The sequence below is a fragment of the Pseudomonas sp. MIS38 genome (genome assembly GCF_019891575.1).
GTDB lineage: Bacteria > Pseudomonadota > Gammaproteobacteria > Pseudomonadales > Pseudomonadaceae > Aquipseudomonas > Aquipseudomonas putida_A.
On the sequence record NZ_JAFLXF010000002.1, the window covers coordinates 12260 to 30126 of the forward strand.

General features: G+C 62.4%; 13 protein-coding genes. 6 read left to right on the top strand and 7 right to left on the bottom strand.

The features are described from left to right. The first annotated feature begins 187 nt into the window (after window positions 1-187). Window positions 188-2581, top strand: coding sequence for a heavy metal translocating P-type ATPase (locus J1G18_RS03695; protein ID WP_223007110.1), 2394 nt, complete (start codon window positions 188-190; stop codon window positions 2579-2581). Then, window positions 2578-2991 (top strand): Cu(I)-responsive transcriptional regulator, encoded by a 414-nt coding sequence (gene cueR, locus J1G18_RS03700; RefSeq protein WP_123589138.1) that lies wholly within the window; start codon window positions 2578-2580, stop codon window positions 2989-2991. The genes J1G18_RS03695 and cueR overlap by 4 nt, the downstream gene beginning before the upstream one ends. On the opposite strand, the gene J1G18_RS03705 is transcribed toward cueR, so the two are convergent. The 3 genes from J1G18_RS03705 to J1G18_RS03715 all read right to left on the bottom strand — a co-directional run bounded on the left by J1G18_RS03705 (window position 2945) and on the right by J1G18_RS03715 (window position 6867). Further along, the gene (locus J1G18_RS03705) at window positions 2945-4147 is read right to left on the bottom strand and encodes an MFS transporter (RefSeq protein ID WP_223007111.1); all 1203 of its coding nucleotides are present in this window, start codon (window positions 4145-4147) and stop codon (window positions 2945-2947) included. The two genes, cueR and J1G18_RS03705, sit on opposite strands and share 47 nt — an antisense overlap. Window positions 4148-4370: 223 nt before the next feature. Continuing rightward, window positions 4371-5267 (bottom strand): PA4780 family RIO1-like protein kinase, encoded by an 897-nt coding sequence (locus J1G18_RS03710; RefSeq protein ID WP_003221347.1) that lies wholly within the window; start codon window positions 5265-5267, stop codon window positions 4371-4373. Window positions 5268-5589: 322 nt separating this feature from the next. Further along, window positions 5590-6867 (bottom strand): acetyl-CoA C-acetyltransferase, encoded by a 1278-nt coding sequence (locus tag J1G18_RS03715; RefSeq protein WP_223007112.1) that lies wholly within the window; start codon window positions 6865-6867, stop codon window positions 5590-5592. A gap of 329 nt (window positions 6868-7196) precedes the next feature. On the opposite strand from J1G18_RS03715, the gene J1G18_RS03720 reads away from it, so the two are divergent. The 4 genes from J1G18_RS03720 (at window position 7197) to J1G18_RS03735 (ending at window position 13097) form a co-directional block, all read left to right on the top strand. Further along, the gene (locus tag J1G18_RS03720; RefSeq protein WP_134785365.1) at window positions 7197-8549 is read left to right on the top strand and encodes a 3-oxoacyl-ACP reductase; all 1353 of its coding nucleotides are present in this window, start codon (window positions 7197-7199) and stop codon (window positions 8547-8549) included. A gap of 2 nt (window positions 8550-8551) precedes the next feature. Then, window positions 8552-9406: a MaoC family dehydratase gene (locus J1G18_RS03725; RefSeq protein WP_223007113.1), complete on the top strand. Its 855-nt coding sequence runs from the start codon at window positions 8552-8554 to the stop codon at window positions 9404-9406. Between the two features lie 302 nt (window positions 9407-9708). Next, window positions 9709-11292: a collagen-like triple helix repeat-containing protein gene (locus tag J1G18_RS03730; RefSeq protein WP_223007114.1), complete on the top strand. Its 1584-nt coding sequence runs from the start codon at window positions 9709-9711 to the stop codon at window positions 11290-11292. Between the two features lie 134 nt (window positions 11293-11426). After that, complete coding sequence (locus J1G18_RS03735; protein ID WP_223007115.1) at window positions 11427-13097, top strand: ShlB/FhaC/HecB family hemolysin secretion/activation protein; 1671 nt, start codon at window positions 11427-11429, stop codon at window positions 13095-13097. 223 nt (window positions 13098-13320) lie between these two features. On the opposite strand, the gene J1G18_RS03740 is transcribed toward J1G18_RS03735, so the two are convergent. The 4 genes from J1G18_RS03740 to J1G18_RS03755 all read right to left on the bottom strand — a co-directional run bounded on the left by J1G18_RS03740 (window position 13321) and on the right by J1G18_RS03755 (window position 17867). Continuing rightward, complete coding sequence (locus J1G18_RS03740; RefSeq protein WP_223007116.1) at window positions 13321-15720, bottom strand: autotransporter domain-containing protein; 2400 nt, start codon at window positions 15718-15720, stop codon at window positions 13321-13323. Between the two features lie 226 nt (window positions 15721-15946). Next, on the bottom strand, window positions 15947-16219 hold the full coding sequence (locus J1G18_RS03745) for a DUF3613 domain-containing protein (RefSeq protein ID WP_134785360.1): 273 nt from the start codon (window positions 16217-16219) through the stop codon (window positions 15947-15949). 17 nt (window positions 16220-16236) lie between these two features. Beyond that, window positions 16237-16959 carry a tetratricopeptide repeat protein gene (locus J1G18_RS03750; RefSeq protein WP_135294886.1) on the bottom strand — a complete coding sequence of 241 codons (723 nt, stop codon included), beginning with the start codon at window positions 16957-16959 and terminating at the stop codon, window positions 16237-16239. A gap of 23 nt (window positions 16960-16982) precedes the next feature. Beyond that, a complete protein-coding gene (locus J1G18_RS03755) occupies window positions 16983-17867 on the bottom strand; it encodes a type II secretion system F family protein (protein ID WP_007962993.1) in 885 nt (294 codons plus the stop codon).

Below are 17867 nucleotides of genomic sequence, written 5' to 3' on the forward strand. Positions count from 1 at the left end.
TCCAAATGTGGGAGCGGGCTTGCTCGCGAATGCGCTGTGTCATTCAGCGATGATGTTGACTGACACACCGCATTCGCGAGCAAGCCCGCTCCCACACTGTTTTTGTAGTGAGTCAAATATTGGTGCTTGACCTTGCCCGCGTGGCAAGGTTGATCCTTGTAGGCATCTTCTACAGGGAGTAAGACCGATGTCCGATTCCATCACTTTCGATCTGCCGATTGCCGGCATGACCTGCGCCAGTTGCGCCGGGCGTGTCGAGCGGGCGTTGCGCAAAGTCAGCGGCGCCAGTGCCGTCAGCGTCAATCTCGCCACCGAACAGGCCCGCGTCCAGGCGCCTGGTGACAGCTTGCCGGCGTTGATGGAGGCGGTTGAACGCGCCGGTTACAGCGTGCCGCAGCAGACGGTGGAGTTGAGCATTGACGGCATGACCTGCGCTTCGTGCGTCGGTCGCGTCGAGCGCGCCCTGAACAAAGTCCCCGGGGTGAAGAGCGTCAGCGTCAACCTCGCCAACGAACGCGCGCACCTCGAATGGCTCGGTCAGGTCGATATTCAGTCGCTGCTCGATGCTGTGAGCAAGGCCGGCTACTCGGCCAGCGTCTGGCAAGCCGAACATCCGGCCACCGATAACCAGCAACAGCGCCTGCAACATGAGCGCTGGGCGCTGATCTGCGCGATCGCCTTGGCCTTGCCGCTGGTGTTGCCAATGCTGCTGCAACCGTTCGGCATTCACTGGATGCTTCCGGCCTGGGCGCAATTCGCCCTCGCCACCCCGGTGCAATTCATTTTCGGTGCACGATTTTATGTGGCCGCGTGGAAAGCCGTGCGCGCCGGCGCCGGCAACATGGATTTGCTGGTGGCCCTCGGCACCAGCGCCGGTTATGGCCTGAGTCTGTACGAATGGGCCACCGCCGCCGGGCGCATGCCGCATCTGTATTTCGAAGCTTCAGCCGTGGTGATCGCCCTGGTGCTGCTCGGCAAATACCTGGAAAGCCGCGCCAAACGCCAGACCGCCAGCGCCATCCGCGCCCTCGAAGCCTTGCGTCCGGAACGGGCGATTCAGGTCATTGACGGTCGCGAGCAAGACGTGGCGATCAGCGCTCTGCGCCTGAATGATCAGGTGCTGGTCAAACCCGGCGAACGCTTCCCGGTCGACGGCGAAGTGCTCGAAGGTCAGAGCCACGCGGACGAAGCGCTAATCAGCGGCGAAAGCCTGCCGGTGCCAAAACAGCCGGGCGACAAAGTCACCGGTGGTGCGATCAACGGTGAAGGTCGCCTGCTGGTGCGCACCACCGCCCTCGGTGCGGAAAGTGTATTAGCGCGGATAATCCGTCTGGTCGAGGACGCTCAGGCGGCAAAAGCACCGATCCAGAAACTGGTGGATAAGGTCAGCCAAGTGTTCGTGCCCACCGTGTTGCTGATCGCCCTCGCCACCCTGATCGGCTGGTGGCTGTACGGCGCGCCTATGGAAACCGCATTGATCAACGCGGTCGCTGTGCTGGTGATTGCCTGTCCGTGTGCCCTCGGTCTCGCCACGCCGACGGCGATCATGGCCGGCACGGGTGTGGCTGCGCGTCATGGCATTCTGATCAAGGACGCCGAAGCGCTGGAACGTGCCCATGCAGTCGACAACGTGGTCTTCGACAAGACCGGCACGCTGACTTCCGGCACCCCGCGTATCGCCCATTTCAGTGCGCTGGATGGCGATGAAAATACTCTGCTGACACTGGCCGGCGCCCTGCAACGCGGCAGCGAGCATCCGCTGGCCAAAGCCGTGTTGGACGCGGCCGCCGAGCGTGACCTGAGCGTGCCGGATGTCAGCGACAGCCAGGCCCTGACCGGACGCGGTATCGCTGGCACGCTTGATGGTCGGCGCCTGGCGCTGGGCAATCGGCGCTTGCTGGAAGAAAGCGGCCTGAGCGCGGGCAATCTCGCCGAGTCCGCCAAGGCCTGGGAAAGCCAAGGCCGAACCCTGTCGTGGCTGATCGAGCAAAGCCCGGAACCGCAAGTGCTCGGACTGTTCGCCTTCGGCGACACGCTCAAGCCCCGCGCACTGCAAGCCGTGCAACAACTGGCCGTCCGCGGTATTCACAGCCATCTGCTGACCGGCGACAACCGTGGCAGTGCGCGCGTGGTGGCCGAGGCGCTGGGCATTGAAAACGTTCATGCCGAAGTGCTCCCCGCCGACAAAGCCGCGACCGTCGCCGAACTGAAGAAAACCGGCGTGGTGGCGATGGTCGGCGACGGCATCAACGACGCCCCTGCACTGGCGGCGGCCGACATTGGCATTGCCATGGGCGGCGGTACCGACGTAGCGATGCACGCCGCCGGCATCACTCTGATGCGCGGCGATCCACGGCTGGTGCCGGCAGCGCTGGAGATCAGCCGCAAGACTTACGCGAAGATCCGCCAGAACCTGTTCTGGGCCTTCGTCTACAACCTGATCGGCATTCCGCTGGCAGCGCTCGGCTTCCTCAATCCGGTGCTGGCCGGTGCGGCGATGGCGCTGTCGAGCGTCAGCGTGGTGAGCAATGCGCTACTGTTGAAAACCTGGAAACCGAAGGATCTGGAGGAGCACCGATGAACATCGGCCAAGCGGCCCGGCACAGTGGCCTGAGCGCAAAGATGATCCGCTATTACGAGTCGATCGGCCTGCTCAAGGCTGCCCATCGCACCGACAGCGGCTACCGGGTCTACAGCGACGATGACCTGCACACCCTGGCGTTCATCAAGCGTTCGCGGGACCTGGGCTTTTCCCTTGAGGAAGTCGGCAAGCTGCTGACCCTGTGGCAGGATCGCCAGCGTGCCAGTGCCGATGTGAAAGCGCTGGCGCGTCAGCACATCGACGAGCTGAACCAGAAGATCCGCGAGCTCGGCGAGTTGCGCGACACCCTGCAGGACCTGGTCGAGCACTGTAATGGCGACCATCGCCCCGATTGCCCGATCCTCAAGGAACTGGCGTCGGGCTGCTGCGCGCAACCCGTCCGCGCCTGAGTGCCAGCCCCTTCACGACCAACAATGTGCCGAGCGGGATGCCGTGGAACAGCATGACCACGGCACCCGGCGTCCACCAACCGTAAAACGGCGCGGCAATCAGCATGCCGACGCCGAACCCGGTCATTTGCAGCAAGGTCAGGAAACTGAAAATCGGCAGGCGCAGATGCTCCGGCTCACGTTGCAGGCGCGACATCAGGCTGACTTCGGAGAAACCGTCCCCCAGCCCCGCCGGCAGCGAAAACAGCAGCAGGCCGTAAAGGCTGTGCTGCTGGAACATCAGGATAAAACCGCAAGACATCAACGCCACGCCGAAGAAATACCGTCGCTCCAGATCACGGTTATCCGTGCCTTTGAGGCGACTGGCAATCCGCGCACCCAGCAGTTTGCCGCTGGCCCACACCGCCAGCATCAGGCCCAGCGTGGTGCTGGCCGAATCGGGTGTCAGCAGTCTGGAGATGATCGGGAACCCGACGTTGTGCGCGGCACTGCCCAAGGTGTCGGCCATGGTCACGGCAAGCATCGCGGCGATCACCGGAGCGCTACGCAGGCCTTGTTTCAGAGCTGACCATTCGCCGCGTTCGCTGGTCGATTGTTCGCTGACTTCTGCAGCGACGAAGCGCAACGGTGCAATCAACAGCGCCGCCAGCACATAGGTCAGTGCGTTGAGCGCGAAGACCGTTTCGAAACCAAAGGCTGCCACCAGCAAACCGGACACCAGGCTGCCGCCGACCATCGCCGCCGACGACGCCGAGGTGATCCAGGCATTGGTTTTCAATAGCTGCGCCGGTTCGATCAGCCGTGGCAACTGACTGTTGAGGCCGATGGCGAACATCGAATTGCCAAAACCCAGGCCGAAAGCGATCACCGGCAACAGCAACGCCTGCTGGCTCAGCGGAAGGATCAACAGCAGGCCGAGCAGCGCCGCGCGCAGCAGGTCGAAGGCGATTAGCGGCACCCGGCCATTCCAGCGCCGATAGAAGCGCGTACCGATCAGACTGGCAAAAATCCCCCCGCCAACCCGACTGGCGAGGAACACCCCGACGCTCATGGCGCTGTTGCTTAGCAGGTAAACGTAAGTCGCCAGCGCGACCATGTTGAGGAAGGCGCCGAAATCGGAGATCAGCCGGGCGGTGATGATGAGGCGGGCGTTCACATTCAATCCTTGAGTGTGCGAGGGCTGACAAGATTCCCACACACATTTCAAGAACACCACAAATCCCTTGTAGGAGTGAGCCTGCTCGCGATGGCTGTGTATCAGGCAACACTTACGCTGAATGACACACCGCCATCGCGAGCAGGCTCACTCCTACAAGGGATCTTCGGTGTTTCGGGCAGGCACAAAAAACCCGGCCGAAGCCGGGTTTCTGTTCATGCGCTTACTGCATCCACGGTGGCGGAGGCGGTTCGTCGGACTTGCCTTTGGGCTCGTCATCCGCCGCACGGATCGCCTGCTTGCGCTCTTCGTCGAGCCGCGCCGCTTCGATCTCGCGCAACACACCGCCAACGTCAGCCAGATCTTCCGGATCGTCGAACTCGCCGGTCAGCACGCTGTTGGGGTGCAAGGTGCCGGCTTCGTACAACGCCCACATTTCCTTCGCGTAGCGGGTCTGCTTCAGCTCCGGGGCAAAGCGCCCGAAGTACGACGCCATGTTGCCCACATCGCGCTCGAGCATGCTGAACGCGTGGTTGTTGCCAGCGGCATCCACCGCCTGCGGCAGGTCGATGATCACCGGGCCGGTCGGGGTCAGCAGCACGTTGAACTCCGAGAGGTCACCGTGCACCAGACCGGTACACAACATCAGCACGATCTGCGAGATCAGGAACGCGTGATACTCGCGGGCCTGATCCGGCTCCAGCACCACGTCGTTCAGACGCGGCGCGGCATCGCCATATTCGTCGGCCACCAGCTCCATCAGCAGCACGCCATCGAGAAAATCATACGGTTTGGGCACTCGCACGCCGGCACCGGCCAGACGGAACAGCGCCGCGACTTCGGCGTTCTGCCAGGCGTCTTCGGTCTCTTTGCGACCGAATTTCGAACCCTTGGCCATCGCCCGGGCCTGCCGGCTGTTACGCACCTTGCGGCCTTCCTGATACTCGGCTGCCTGGCGGAAACTGCGTTTGTTCGCCTCCTTGTAAACCTTCGCGCAACGTAACTGGTTACCGCAGCGCACCACATAAACAGCTGCTTCTTTACCACTCATGAGTGGGCGCAGCACTTCGTCGACCAGACCGTCTTCGATCAGGGGTTCAATGCGTTTTGGAGTCTTCATCAGCTTTTATTGTGGGTCCTTTATTACCAAACACGCGAATGTCACTCGTTATACGGCAATCCTCGCTCTACGGGGAGGGGTTGCCGACCTATGAACCCTGTGGATGCACACACTGTGCCGAAATAATCGAGCTTTGCCGATCATAGCTGAGCCCGTTTGAAATGTTGGCAATCAGCGTCGAGGGCATTTGCGACAGAATCTGACATTGGCATTCATTTCCCCTGTGGGAGCGGGCTTGCTCGCGAAAGCGGTCTGTCAGACACAATGACGGCGCCTGACACGGCCCCTTCGCGAGCAAGCCCGCTCCCACAGGGGATTGTGCTCAACGTTCGATGATCGCGGTGACACCCTGGCCGCCAGCGGCGCAGATCGAGATCAGGCCCCTGCCCTTGCCGGCCGCATCCAGCAGTTTTGCCAGGTTGGCGACAATCCGCCCGCCGGTCGCGGCAAACGGATGCCCCGCCGCCAACGAGCTGCCTTTCACATTCAGCCGGCTGCGGTCGATCGAACCCAGCGGTGCCTCCAGCCCCAAACGCGTCTTGCAGTATTCGGAGTCTTCCCAGGCCTTGAGCGTGCACAGCACCTGCGCGGCGAACGCTTCGTGAATTTCGTAGTAATCGAAGTCTTGCAGGGTCAACCCATTACGCGCCAGCAGGCGCGGCACTGCATATACCGGCGCCATCAACAGGCCTTCGGCGCCGTTGACGAAATCCACCGCCGCCGCTTCGCCATCGCGCAGGTAGGCGAGGATCGGCAGACCACGTTCTTTTGCCCATTCCTCGCTGCCCAGCAGCACCACTGAGGCGCCGTCGGTGAGTGGCGTGGAGTTGCCTGCCGTCAGCGTGCCCTTCGCGCTTTTTTCGAAAGCGGGCTTGAGCGTGGCGAGTTTTTCCAGGGTCAGGTCCGGACGCAGGTTGTTGTCGCGGGTCAGGCCGAGGAAAGGCGTCATCAGATCGTTGTGCCAGCCTTCACTGTAGGACGCGGCGAGTTTGTGATGGCTTTCGAGGGCCAGTTGATCCTGCTCTTCACGCGGAACATTCCAGGTCTGCGCCATCAGTTCGCAGTGCTGGCCCATCGACAGGCCGGTGCGCGGTTCGCCGTTACGCGGAAACTCCGGGATCAGGTGCCGCGGACGCAGTTGCAGAAAGGTCTTCAGCTTGTCGCCGGTGGTCTTGGCGCGGTTGGCCTGCAGAAGGATTTTGCGCAAGCCTTCGCTGACGCTGATCGGCGCGTCCGAGGTGGTGTCGACGCCACCGGCAATGCCGCAATCAATCTGGCCGAGGGCGATTTTGTTGGCCACCAGCAGCGCTGCCTCCAGCCCGGTGCCGCAGGCTTGCTGGATGTCATAGGCCGGGGTGGCCGGCGACAGCCGCGAGCCGAGCACGCACTCGCGGGTCAGGTTCATATCCCGTGACAATTTAAGCACCGCACCCGCCACCACTTCGCCGATGCGCTGGCCGTGCAGGTTGTAGCGTTCGATCAGGCCTTCCAGGGCAGCAGTGAGCATCACCTGATTGCTGGCAGTGGCGTACGGCCCGTTGGAACGGGCGAAAGGAATACGGTTACCACCGATGATGGCGACGCGGCGCAGCTGACTCATGAAAAGCTCCTTTTCCAAATGATCGAATTCACCTGAATCCTTTGTAGGAGTGAGCCTGTGGTGAGGGGATTCATCCCCGATGGGTCGCGCAGCGGCCCCCTCATTGCAATCGCTATACATTGCGACTGCTTCGCAGCCGATCGGGGATGAATCCCCTCGCCACAGGTCACTCCTACAAGGTTCAACGTTGTTTCTGAATTTGTGTTTGGCCACACAACCATCGGCGGCCAACTACTCTGCTGTTCTAGCGTAGGCCTTATTGCGTGGATCGAACGATTGATTGCCGTTGGTAGTCCACACTTTGAACCCCAACTTTTGGAGAGCGTTCCATGTCTGACCGCTATATCGACTTCGCCAACTCATCCATCGGCCACCGTCTGGTCGGGGCTTTGGGCCTGCCGTCGCCGGTGCGGCTGGAACGCTGGCAGGCCGGACGCCTGCGGCCGGTGGACGGTGCGCTGCTGATCGGCGGCGGGCCGCTGGCCGAGCGGGTCAATGCGTTCGCCAACCGCCTGACCGATGCGATCTACAGCTACGGCACTGAACCGTCGCTGGCCACGGCGTGGATTCCCGGGCACGGGCCTAAACTCAAGGCCGTGGTGTTCGATGCCAGCGATCTGCAGCACACCGACCAGCTCAAACAGCTGCGCGAGTTCTTCCAGCCATTGATGAAAAACCTCGACAGCAGCGCGCACCTGGTGATCCTGGGCCGCGCCCCGGAAACCCTGCGCGATCCGTTTGCGTCCAGTGCACAGCGAGCGCTCGAAGGCTTTTCGCGTTCGCTGGCCAAGGAGCTGCGCAGCGGCGGCACGCTGCAACTGATCTATGTCGGTGACGGCGCTGAAGATCAGCTTGAGGGGCCGTTGCGGTTTTTCCTGTCACCGAAAAGTGCCTTTGTTTCCGGGCAGGTGATTCGCCTGAGCCCGTGCGCCACGCCGGTCACCGATTGGACCCGGCCATTGGCCGGACGCAAGGCGCTGGTCACCGGCGCGGCACGCGGGATCGGCGCCTCGATTGCCGAGACCCTCGCCCGCGATGGCGCCGAGGTGATTCTGCTCGACGTCCCCCCGGCCAAGACTGATCTGGAAGCCCTCGCCGCACGTCTTGGCGGCCGGGCGATCACCCTTGATATCTGCGCCGAAGATGCCGCCGCGCAACTGATCGAACAACTGCCGAACGGCCTCGACATTCTGGTGCACAACGCCGGGATCACCCGCGACAAGACCCTGGCCAACATGACCCCGGAATTCTGGGACGCGGTGCTGGCGGTCAACCTCAATGCCCCGCAAGTGCTGACCAAGGCGCTGCTCGACAGCGGCACCCTGCACGACAATGCGCGGGTGATTCTGCTGGCCTCGATCAGCGGCATCGCCGGCAATCGCGGGCAGACCAACTACGCCGCGAGCAAGGCCGGCCTGATCGGCCTGGCTCAGGCCTGGGCGCCAACGCTGCACGAACGCGGCATCAGCATCAACGCCGTGGCCCCGGGCTTCATCGAAACCCAGATGACCGCGCACATCCCGTTCGGCCTGCGTGAGGCCGGACGGCGCATGAGTTCGCTGGGCCAGGGCGGCTTGCCGCAAGACGTCGCCGAAGCCGTCGCGTGGCTGGCGCAACCGGGCACCGGCGCATTTACCGGCCAGGCGCTGCGGGTCTGTGGCCAAAGTGTTCTGGGGGCATAGGCATGAGCATTGAATGGCACACCCTCGACCGTGAACCGAGCCTGCCCGGCCTGTACGCGCGGGCCGCGACACGGCGCAAGATCACCGGCACCCGACTGCCCGACAGCGGTTTGCGCTGCTGGGTCGATGTCGACCCGCAAAAACTGGCGGCCTATCGCAAGGTCTGCGGCTTTACCGATGACGGCCTGCTGCCGCCAACTTATCCACACATCCTCGCGTTCGCCCTGCAGATGCAATTGCTCACGGCGAAGGAGTTTCCATTCCCGCTGCTGGGGCTGATTCACCTGAGCAACCGCATACGCGTGTTGCGGCCAATGGGCGGGATCAGTCGCGCGCAAGTCAGTGTTCGCGTGCACAACCTGCAGCCGCATCCCAAAGGTGCGACCTTCGACGTACTGACCACTCTGGACGATCAACTCGGACCACTGTGGGAAGCCGAAAGCCAGATGCTCTGTCGCGGGGTGAAACTCGAGGGCGAACCCGTAGAGCAACACTGGGAACCGTCCCAGGTGTTGACGCAAGTCGCGCAATGGAAAGCGCCGGCCGATATCGGTCGGAAATACGCCAAAGTCTCGGGCGACTACAACCCGATTCACCTGAGCGCCGCCAGTGCCAAGCTGTTCGGTTTTCCCACGGCGATTGCTCACGGTCTGTGGAACAAGGCACGTACCCTCGCCGCACTGGCGGATCACCTACCCAAGGCCAACCTTGAAATCGCCGTGCACTTTCGCAAACCGGTGCGCTTGCCCAGCGAGGTCTCATTGCTGGCGAGTGCGCCGGGATCCAGCGGCGAGTTGCGCCTGATCGGCAACGGCGATCTGGAACACATGGTCGGTCAGTGGCAACCGGTTGCCTGAGTATCCGCCCGGGCAAGCCTGTAAATTGTGTATATATCACTTAAGTTTTTCCGCGTTTGGCGCCGCACTCTGAAAAACTCCAGGCCTTGATTTTCAAGGCCTTTTTTTATGCGTCTATATCCTGGGTATTAGTCCTTAGGCACGGCGCGGCGCCTTATATATAAAGGCGTTAATACCAACTTGAGAATGGTGGGAAAGCACCGCGCGATCGAGATTGGCACCACGGACGAGGCATCACCGGCGACAGATCGGTGAGCCATCGAAAACGACGAATGTTGTTACAGGTGCAAGGAATCTCAATCATGAAAACTCAAGTGTGGTGCAAATCGGCAACAGCTCTGGCATTGATCCTCTCCCTTGGCCTCGCTGGCTGCAGCAGCGGCGGTGGCGGCCATCACAGCAGCTCCGGCAGCTCTTCGCCAGACAGCGCGACGTCGGGCACTGGCGGCACTGGTGGCACTGGCGGTAGCAGTGGCGGTACTGGCGGCACCGATACCGCAGGCACAGGTGGTACCGGTGGCACTGGCGGTACCGGCACGACCAACCCGACCAATCCGACGAACCCGACCAATCCTACCAATCCGACAGACCCTACGGATCCAACCAACCCGACCAACCCGACTACCACCCCGCTGGTGACTACCACCCTGGTGCAGGATGTCGGCAACACCGTCGCGGGCGTCGGCAGTGGTGTCGGTCAGGTCGGCGACTCCTTGAGCACCGTTCCAGTCGTGGGCGGCGTTGTGCAAAGCGCAGTCAAAACCACAGGCAATGTGGTCACTACCCTGGGTGATGGCGTGGCCAACGGCATCGGCAAACTGGGCACGGTCGACAACGGTCTGGGCGTCACCGCAGCCTCGGTCGGCGGCGTGGTGTCAGATGTCGGTACTGGCGTCTCGGATCTGAGCAGCAAACTGGCGACCGCCACCGGCAGCGTCCCGGTTGTCGGCGGCGTGGTGACCAAAGTGGCACCGGTGCTCGATGGCGTCGGTGAAAAAGTCACCATGCTCGGCGACACCCTGAGCCTGGCCACCACCACCGGCCCACTCGGTTCAGTGACCAAAAGTGTCGGCAACGGTCTGGTGCCAGTGATTGCCATGGTTGAAAGCACCACCGACAAAGTCGGCGATGCAACCGGCCTCGGCGCTCCGCTCAATGGTGTCCTCGGCCAGGTCGGCGGCGCCGTCAAAGGCCTGGGTGGTCAAGTCACCGGTGCTGGCAGTGGCAACGCGTTGACCAACACCGTCGGCGGCGCCTTGACCAATGTCGGCACCACTGTCGGCAAGGCCGGGGGGCTGGTGGATAACGGCACCAGCACCGGTGGCGGATTGGGCGGTGGTCTCGGCGGCGGTCTGGGCGGTACCGGCTTGCTGCAAACGGTTGGCGGCGCCGTGGTCAACGTCGGTGCCGGTCTGAACGCCGGCAGCACCAACGGCGTGGTCAGCGCCGGCGGCGTCACGGCTGGCGGACTGGGCAACACCATCGCTTCGCTCAACACCGTACTCGGCGGCTCGGGCACGCCGATCACCGCCACCACCTCGCCACTGGCCACCGTCGGCGCTACCGTCGGCGCAGGGCTGAACCCAGTCACCAGCGCCGTCACCGGTCTCACTCAACAGGTCGGTGCCACTACAGGTCTCGGTGCACCGGTCGCCGGTCTCACCGGCCAGGTCGGCGGAGCGGTCAGCACGATCGGCAACACCATTGCCGCCACCAACAACCCGGTCACCACCGCCGTGGGTGGTGTGGTCAGCAACGTCGGCGCCACCGTCGGTGCGGTCGGCGGACTGGTCAGCGGCGGCACCGCCACTGGAGGCACCGCAACCGGAGGCCTGGGCGGTGTACTCGGTGGTCTGACCGGCGCTCTTGGAGGCAACAAACGCTAAATTGCACCTGGCCGATTCGACGGCCGCACCTACAGCGCCTACGCTTGGTTGAGGGCGGAAGATTCCCACGAGTCTTCCGCTTTTTTCTTAGGAAAAATTCAGCCCAGCGCTGTGATCTGACCATGGAGTGTCCTATGCGCGTAATGGCATCCCTGCTGTTCCTCAGTCTCAGTTCCGCCGCCCTCGCCGACACCCTGCCCAGTTTTCTCAACAGCAACGAAACCACGCGTAACCTGCCCGTGCCGAACCTGCCGGCAGATGCTTATCGCCCCGCCGCCACGCCCCTGCAAGTACCCGACCCCGGCGCGGCCACGGCGCAGCCGCTGTTGATGGAGACCAAAATCAACCTGAAAACCGTGCAGATCGAAGGCGGCACGATCTACCCGCTCAATGAGCTGGCCGAAGTCTACAAACCCCTGATCGGCCATCAGACCAGCCTCGCCGACCTGATCGAAGCCACACGCGACATCACGCGGCGCTACCAGAAGGACGGCTATCTGCTGTCCTATGCCTTCCTGCCGCAACAGCGTTTCGACGACGGCGTAGCCCGAGTGGTGCTGGTCGAAGGTTATGTGCGCGATGTGCAGGTGCAGGGCGATGTCGGCCGGGTCAAAGGCCTGCTCGACGACCTGGCAGCCAAAATCCAGGCCGAACGCCCGCTGACCCGCAAGACCTTCGAACGCTACACCACCCTGATGACCCGCATCCCCGGCGTGACCATCCAGGCGCAAGTGCCGCCGCCGGGCACCACCGACGGCGCAACGACGCTGGTGGCCCAGGCCAGCCGCAAAGCGTTCACCAGCACCATGAGCACCACCGAAGACAACCGCAACGGCACGCAGGCATTGCTGGGGGTCAGCAGTAACTCGCAGACCGCCATGGGCGAGCAGCTGACCCTGAGCGGGCTGTTTCCGCCGGGCGACGATCACGAACATTACTACCGTCTGGACTACAACCAGTTCCTCAATAGCGAAGGTACGCAACTGAGCCTGTTTGCCTCGCGCTACCGGGCCGATCCGGGCACCAATGTGCTCACCAGCGATGGCTTCGAACTCAAACCGCACAAGGAAGATGACCGCTACTCCATCGGTGTCAGCCACCCGTTCATTGCCGCCTCCAACGAGCTGCTTAACGCGGGAGCGCGGCTCTATGCAGTGGATGACAAAAACCGCTATGACGTGGTCGGCTATCCGCTCAGCATCGAAGAGCGCACCAACGTGCGTGCCCTCGCATTCGAAGGCGACTGGCGCAAGAGCGATGCCCGGCAACTGCGGATTCTCAGTGGTGGCGTGTATCAGGGTCTGGACAGCATGGGCGCGCATTCCAACAACCCGGCGCTGGACCTGAACTTCCTGCGCCTGCGCCTCTCCGGGGTGCAAAGCGACAAGTTCTTCGACAACTGGCAAGGCGTGCTGTCAGCCGCACTGTATTGGAGCGACGACACCCTGCCTGACAGCGAGCGCGCGGTGTTCGGCGGGCAGAATTTCGGCCGTGGCTACCCGGACGATCAGGCGTCGGGCGACAAGGGCTGGGGCGCGGCTTACGAGGTCAACTACAGCTTCAATCGCGACGGCAACTGGGTGCGCATCCTGCAGCCGTACGTGGTGCTGGACCGTTCGAAAACCTGGTTCAACAAGCTGGCGGTGCAGAGCAATGACCTGTCATCGGCAGCAGTAGGCCTGCGTTTCGGCGATGCCAAGTACTACAACATTGCGTTGGAGGCCGCCAAGCCGATGTCCGATGAAGCGCTGGATACGTTCAATCGTCGGGCGCGTTACAGCATCAGTTTCAGCTATCAACTGTAGGGTGTCAGATCAAACAACTGAGCAGGCAGACCGCTTTCGCGAGCAAGCCCGCTCCCACATTGGAATGCACATCCCTGTGGGAGCGGGCTTGCTCTCACATTGCAGCGCACATCCCTGTGGGAGCGGGCTTGCTCGCGAAAGCGGTGGATCAGTCAGCATTTTTGCCGACTGACACTACGCCTTCGCGAGCAGGCTCGCTCCCACAGGTTTTACCCGATGTGGATCAGAACGCGTAACGCACCTTCGCAGTAAAGCTGTCGGAGTCGAAACCGCTGGAGGTCAGATAGTTGTAAGAGCCGCCGACGCTCCACGCGCCCATCCGGTAGTTGGCGCCCAGGCCCAGTTCATAGCTGTCACGCACCGGAGTGGTACCGCGGCTGACGGACGACTCGCCCCCCAGCACGAAGGCCGATGTGGTGCTGACCTTGTCACCGATGAAGTCATGCCAGGCCATCAGCTTCGCTTCCGGTTCCAGGCTGCCGCTGCCGACATCGAATGCCGCCGCCAGACGTGCACCGACGCCCATCTCACCGACTTCATAACGCTGACTGCCGACATTCAGCGACGCCGAGCTGCCCTTCTCGCGATACGCATCCATGCCGACATTGGCATAGCGCGCGCCGACCTGAGGCTCCAGCACCACATCAGGCATCAGCCGCAGGCTGTACCCGGCCAGTGCGCTCACGCCGAATACATCACTGTCGTAATCAGCCTTGGCCTGAGTGCCAGCGATATAACGTTTGGATTCGTTATCGTTCCAGCCGTACATCAGCGACGAGTCGACGAACCAGTTGTCATGTACCCAGTTGCTGTACAGCGTCAGCGCATGCCCGGTGACTTTGGTCTTGTTGCCGAGATCGGATTTCACATCGGTATCGAGGTAGCTGTAAGCCAGACCCAGTGTGGTATCGGCATTCAACTGACCATCGGCACCGACCGCGATCCCGTGGCTGTCGGCGTCATAACCGGCGACACCGCGACGCTCGTCCTGATTGGCATCGCTGCTCAAGGCTTGCAGCCATACGCCTTTTTCCGGGGCGCCGGTGGCTGAGCGTGCGCGACTGGAGCGATCATTGATCACGCCCGAGACCAGCGTCTGACTGTTGGTCGCCGCGTGCAGTACACCACGGCTGACATCCGGGCTGAGGGTTTCACTCAGGCGCGCCAGTTCGGCATCGGTGCCAGCGTTGGCGAATGCCTGGAACACCGGATCCTGTTCATCGAGGCGTGCCAGCAGTCCTGGCACATGCCCGACCGCCGTCGCCGCGTTATCACTGCCGCCGACTGCCAGGGTGTTCTCGGCCAGCACCTCGCTCGACTTGGTCGTCACCACACTGGTGATGTCATTACCGACCACACCGAAACTCTTCACATCCAGCAGCGCGGAGGTCGAGGTCACGGTCAGGTTGTTGCCACCGACCAGATTCCCCGAGCTGATCAGGGTGTAACGCGTTCCACCGGGGCTCACGCGAAAATCACTGGAGCGCGCCAGCAGACGCAGTTGCGCGCCCGGAGCGATATCGGTGGTGCCGGTGACTTTCAGCACAGGCAGCGCCGGGTTGGTGTCATTGCCCAGGTACATCTCCAGCACCGAGTTCGACTCTTCCATATCGAAGTCGCCGATGAAGGTGGTGTGCGGCTTCATCAGGGTCAGCGTGCCCTCTTCGATAGTGACGTAGCCGGAGCGGATGGTCGAACCGTCGAAAGTCGCATCACCGTCGACCAGTACTCCAGACAGGCCGAGCAGGTCACCCTTCACCGCGCCGCCATAGAAATAAAAGTAGCTCGCGCCGTCATCGACCTGGATCGCCGCCTTGCCACCCTCGATCAACCCGTTCATTTGATAGATGCCGAAAGGCCGGGCGCCACTGGCTTGGCCACTGACATGCACACCGATGTCCTCGCCGGAGATGGTTCCGCCGTTCCACAGCGCGGTGGAATTGGCGCTCGCCGGAGCGCTGAACTTGACCCCCTCGAACACCAATGCCTGGGCATTGGCACCGGTCGCACGGATAGTCCCGGTGTTGTTGACCGACTGGCTCAGCGTCGCGCCATCGAGCAATACGCCCAATGCATCGGTACCGCTTGCGTTGATGGTGCCTCGGTTGCTGAGCCCGGTCATGCTGGTGTGCACCAGCAGCAGGCCACTGGCGGTCTGGCCGCTGACGTCGATGCTGCCACTGTTGACCAACGAATCGCCCAGCGTGCTGCCGAGATCGGAAATACCGCTGGAGGTGCCAGCGTCGGCCAGACCGTGAACTGAAATAGAGCCTTCGTTGAGCAGCGCGCCGGCGATTTTGGTCGGCACCACTCCAGCGGTCCCCAGACTGATCCCGGTGCCGAACCTGGCGCCGTCAATCCGGATATTGCCGGTGTTGCGCAGTTGATCCGCCGTCACCCCCGAGAGCTGTGCGCCGTAGGTCGTACTCACCTGGGAAACAGGAGCGATATTGCCGTTACCGCTCAGAGTGATCAGCCCCCAGTTCTGCAGGTTACTGGTCAGCGGGCCGCCACTCAGGTCGTGGTTCAGGCTCGCGCCGGCGGCGATAGCCATAGTGGTGTGCAAAGCGGCGGCGGAGATGGAGAGCGCCAGGACAGAGCGGCGCAGGCATACGATAGTCACGCGAGATTCCCTTCCAAAACATGAGAAACAGTTTCAGCAGGGTTCGTTACATGATTCAGGCATCCCTACCGTCCCACCAAGTCGTCCTGGTTCGGGCGCGGGGAATGTACACGAGCCATCATTTTGATACCACATAAAAGTCAAAGTGATGGCGTCATTTTTCAAGACAATCCATCCAGTATCCGCTCAGGCCGCATCTCCTGCGCGCTTGAGCGTTGCGATCAACCTAGTTCTTGGTCTCGATCTTGCCGCCCGCATCCGGGTCGTAAAAATCCGGAATCTCGTATTTGTATTTCTTCAACCAGCGTTGCAGCGCCAGCTCCCGCTCCGCCGCCGTGGCGGTTTGCGGCTTGGGCGAGGCTGCCTGGTTGCGACTTTGCAGCACCAGCCAGCCTTCGGTTTCCTGTTGCTGCGCCGAGGCCGGGCCGGCGTCGATCGCCTGGGCGGCGAACGGCAGGCTGAGCAGGGCCAGGCAATAAACACTGTGCAAGGTGTTCATGGTCATCTCCCGGAGTGTCACTTGAGCGTCGACGGTTGTGGGTCAGCCACCACCGCTACTTGATTACCAACCGCGGTCGGGGCCTTGGCCGGCACCTTGAGTTTTTCCGCGCGGGCCTGGGCGTCGGCGAACTGCTCCGGCGTCAGGTGCGCGCGGCTGACGATTTCGGCTGCTTGCTGCCAGTTGTTCTGGTACAGCAGCAAGCTCACCAAATTCAGCGTGGCCAGTTGATCGTTCTGCTTGAGTTCGATGGCCGTCAGGAACTCGAAACGCGCATCTTCAAGACGCAACTGGTTGAGGTAGACCACGCCGAGGTCGTTGCGGATTTTTTCATTGGTCGGCGCCAGACGCACCGCGCGTTGCAAGTGCGCCTGAGCCTGGCCATTGTCGCCACGGGCGGCATAGATCTGCCCCAGGCCGTGTTCGGCGTCCGCCGTGAGGCAAGTACCGAGTAGCCCGCGATACAGCGGCTCGGCTTCATTGCGCCCGAGCAAGCGATACACCCTGGCCTTGCGCAGGCGGACCTCGACCAGTTTGTCGGGCAGGCTTTGCAGGTTGGCCAGGCTGGCGTGCAGTTTGCCGTCGTTGGCCAGATCGTCCGCCAGGTTCAGCGCCAGTTCCTGTTCGGAATCGAGTTTGCTGCAACTGGTCGGTGCGAGCATCGCCGACCACGGCGCCTGACCGTCGGTGGCGCAACCACCGAGCAACAACAAACTTGCCAAGACAATCAGTGCTTTCATCAAACGCTCTCCATGAGCCAACGTCAGTTTGCAAACGCCCGGGTAATTGCGGTGAACCCCGGGCCGGCCAGTACGATCAGCAAGGCAGGAAACAGAAACAGCATCATCACCACCGACATCTTCGCCGACATCTTCGAGATGTATTCCTGCAGTCGGGTGAGGCGGCGGTCGTCGAGTAATTGTTTGAGCGCCAGCAGCGATTTCATTGCCCCGCCACCCTGCTGAATCAGTTGCTGCAGGATCACGCAGGTGTCGGTGAACTCATCGACCGCCAGCATCACCGAGGTCTTGTTCAACTCCTGTCCCAGCTCCAGTCCCGAGTCGACCCGGGCCAGAATCAGGCGCAGTTCGCGGGTCAGTTCCGGCAGCAGTTTCTGCCCTTCGGTGCTGAGCACGCGCAAGGCTTGTTCAACCGCCATGCCCGACTCGAAGAGGATGCGCAGCAGCGGAATGAACGTGGAGATTTCCACGGCGATGGTTTTCTGCCGACGCCCGGCGGCGTAAGCCAGCAGCCGCTTGGGCAACAGGTAACCGGCGCCGGTGGCGAGCATCGGCACGATCCAGCGGTTGGCGGCGTGCGGAAAAAATACTTCCTGGAGAAAGATCGCCAACCCAAGCGCCAGCAGCGGCGTGCCGATCTGGCAGGCGGCGAACAGCGAGCGCTCACTGGCGCGGCGCCAGCCGAGGCGACTGAGCAGGGTCTGGGTTTCGCTGTCGATGCTCACCGAGCGCTGACCGAACCTGCTGTTACCCAGAGCCCGCAGCCAGTTACCGAAACGGTTCTCGCGCACCAGATGCCCCTGCAAACGCTGGTTGACCTGGCGCACCCGGCGGCGCTCGGTCAGCAGGTGATTGACCACCAGCAACAGCGCGCCGAGCAGCAGCATCAGAGCGGCGAGATAGACCAT

Bases quoted from the DNA above. Each gene is read 5' to 3' on its own strand.
- cueR (WP_123589138.1), top strand. From the start codon at position 2,578: ATGAACATCGGCCAAGCGGCCCGGCACAGTGGCCTGAGCGCAAAGATG.
- J1G18_RS03755 (WP_007962993.1), bottom strand. From the start codon at position 17,867: ATGGTCTATCTCGCCGCTCTGATGCTGCTGCTCGGCGCGCTGTTGCTG.
- J1G18_RS03745 (WP_134785360.1), bottom strand. From the start codon at position 16,219: ATGAACACCTTGCACAGTGTTTATTGCCTGGCCCTGCTCAGCCTGCCG.
- J1G18_RS03715 (WP_223007112.1), bottom strand. From the start codon at position 6,867: ATGAGTCAGCTGCGCCGCGTCGCCATCATCGGTGGTAACCGTATTCCT.
- J1G18_RS03735 (WP_223007115.1), top strand. From the start codon at position 11,427: ATGCGCGTAATGGCATCCCTGCTGTTCCTCAGTCTCAGTTCCGCCGCC.
- J1G18_RS03710 (WP_003221347.1), bottom strand. From the start codon at position 5,267: ATGAAGACTCCAAAACGCATTGAACCCCTGATCGAAGACGGTCTGGTC.
- J1G18_RS03720 (WP_134785365.1), top strand. From the start codon at position 7,197: ATGTCTGACCGCTATATCGACTTCGCCAACTCATCCATCGGCCACCGT.
- J1G18_RS03725 (WP_223007113.1), top strand. From the start codon at position 8,552: ATGAGCATTGAATGGCACACCCTCGACCGTGAACCGAGCCTGCCCGGC.
- J1G18_RS03695 (WP_223007110.1), top strand. From the start codon at position 188: ATGTCCGATTCCATCACTTTCGATCTGCCGATTGCCGGCATGACCTGC.
- J1G18_RS03750 (WP_135294886.1), bottom strand. From the start codon at position 16,959: ATGAAAGCACTGATTGTCTTGGCAAGTTTGTTGTTGCTCGGTGGTTGC.
- J1G18_RS03730 (WP_223007114.1), top strand. From the start codon at position 9,709: ATGAAAACTCAAGTGTGGTGCAAATCGGCAACAGCTCTGGCATTGATC.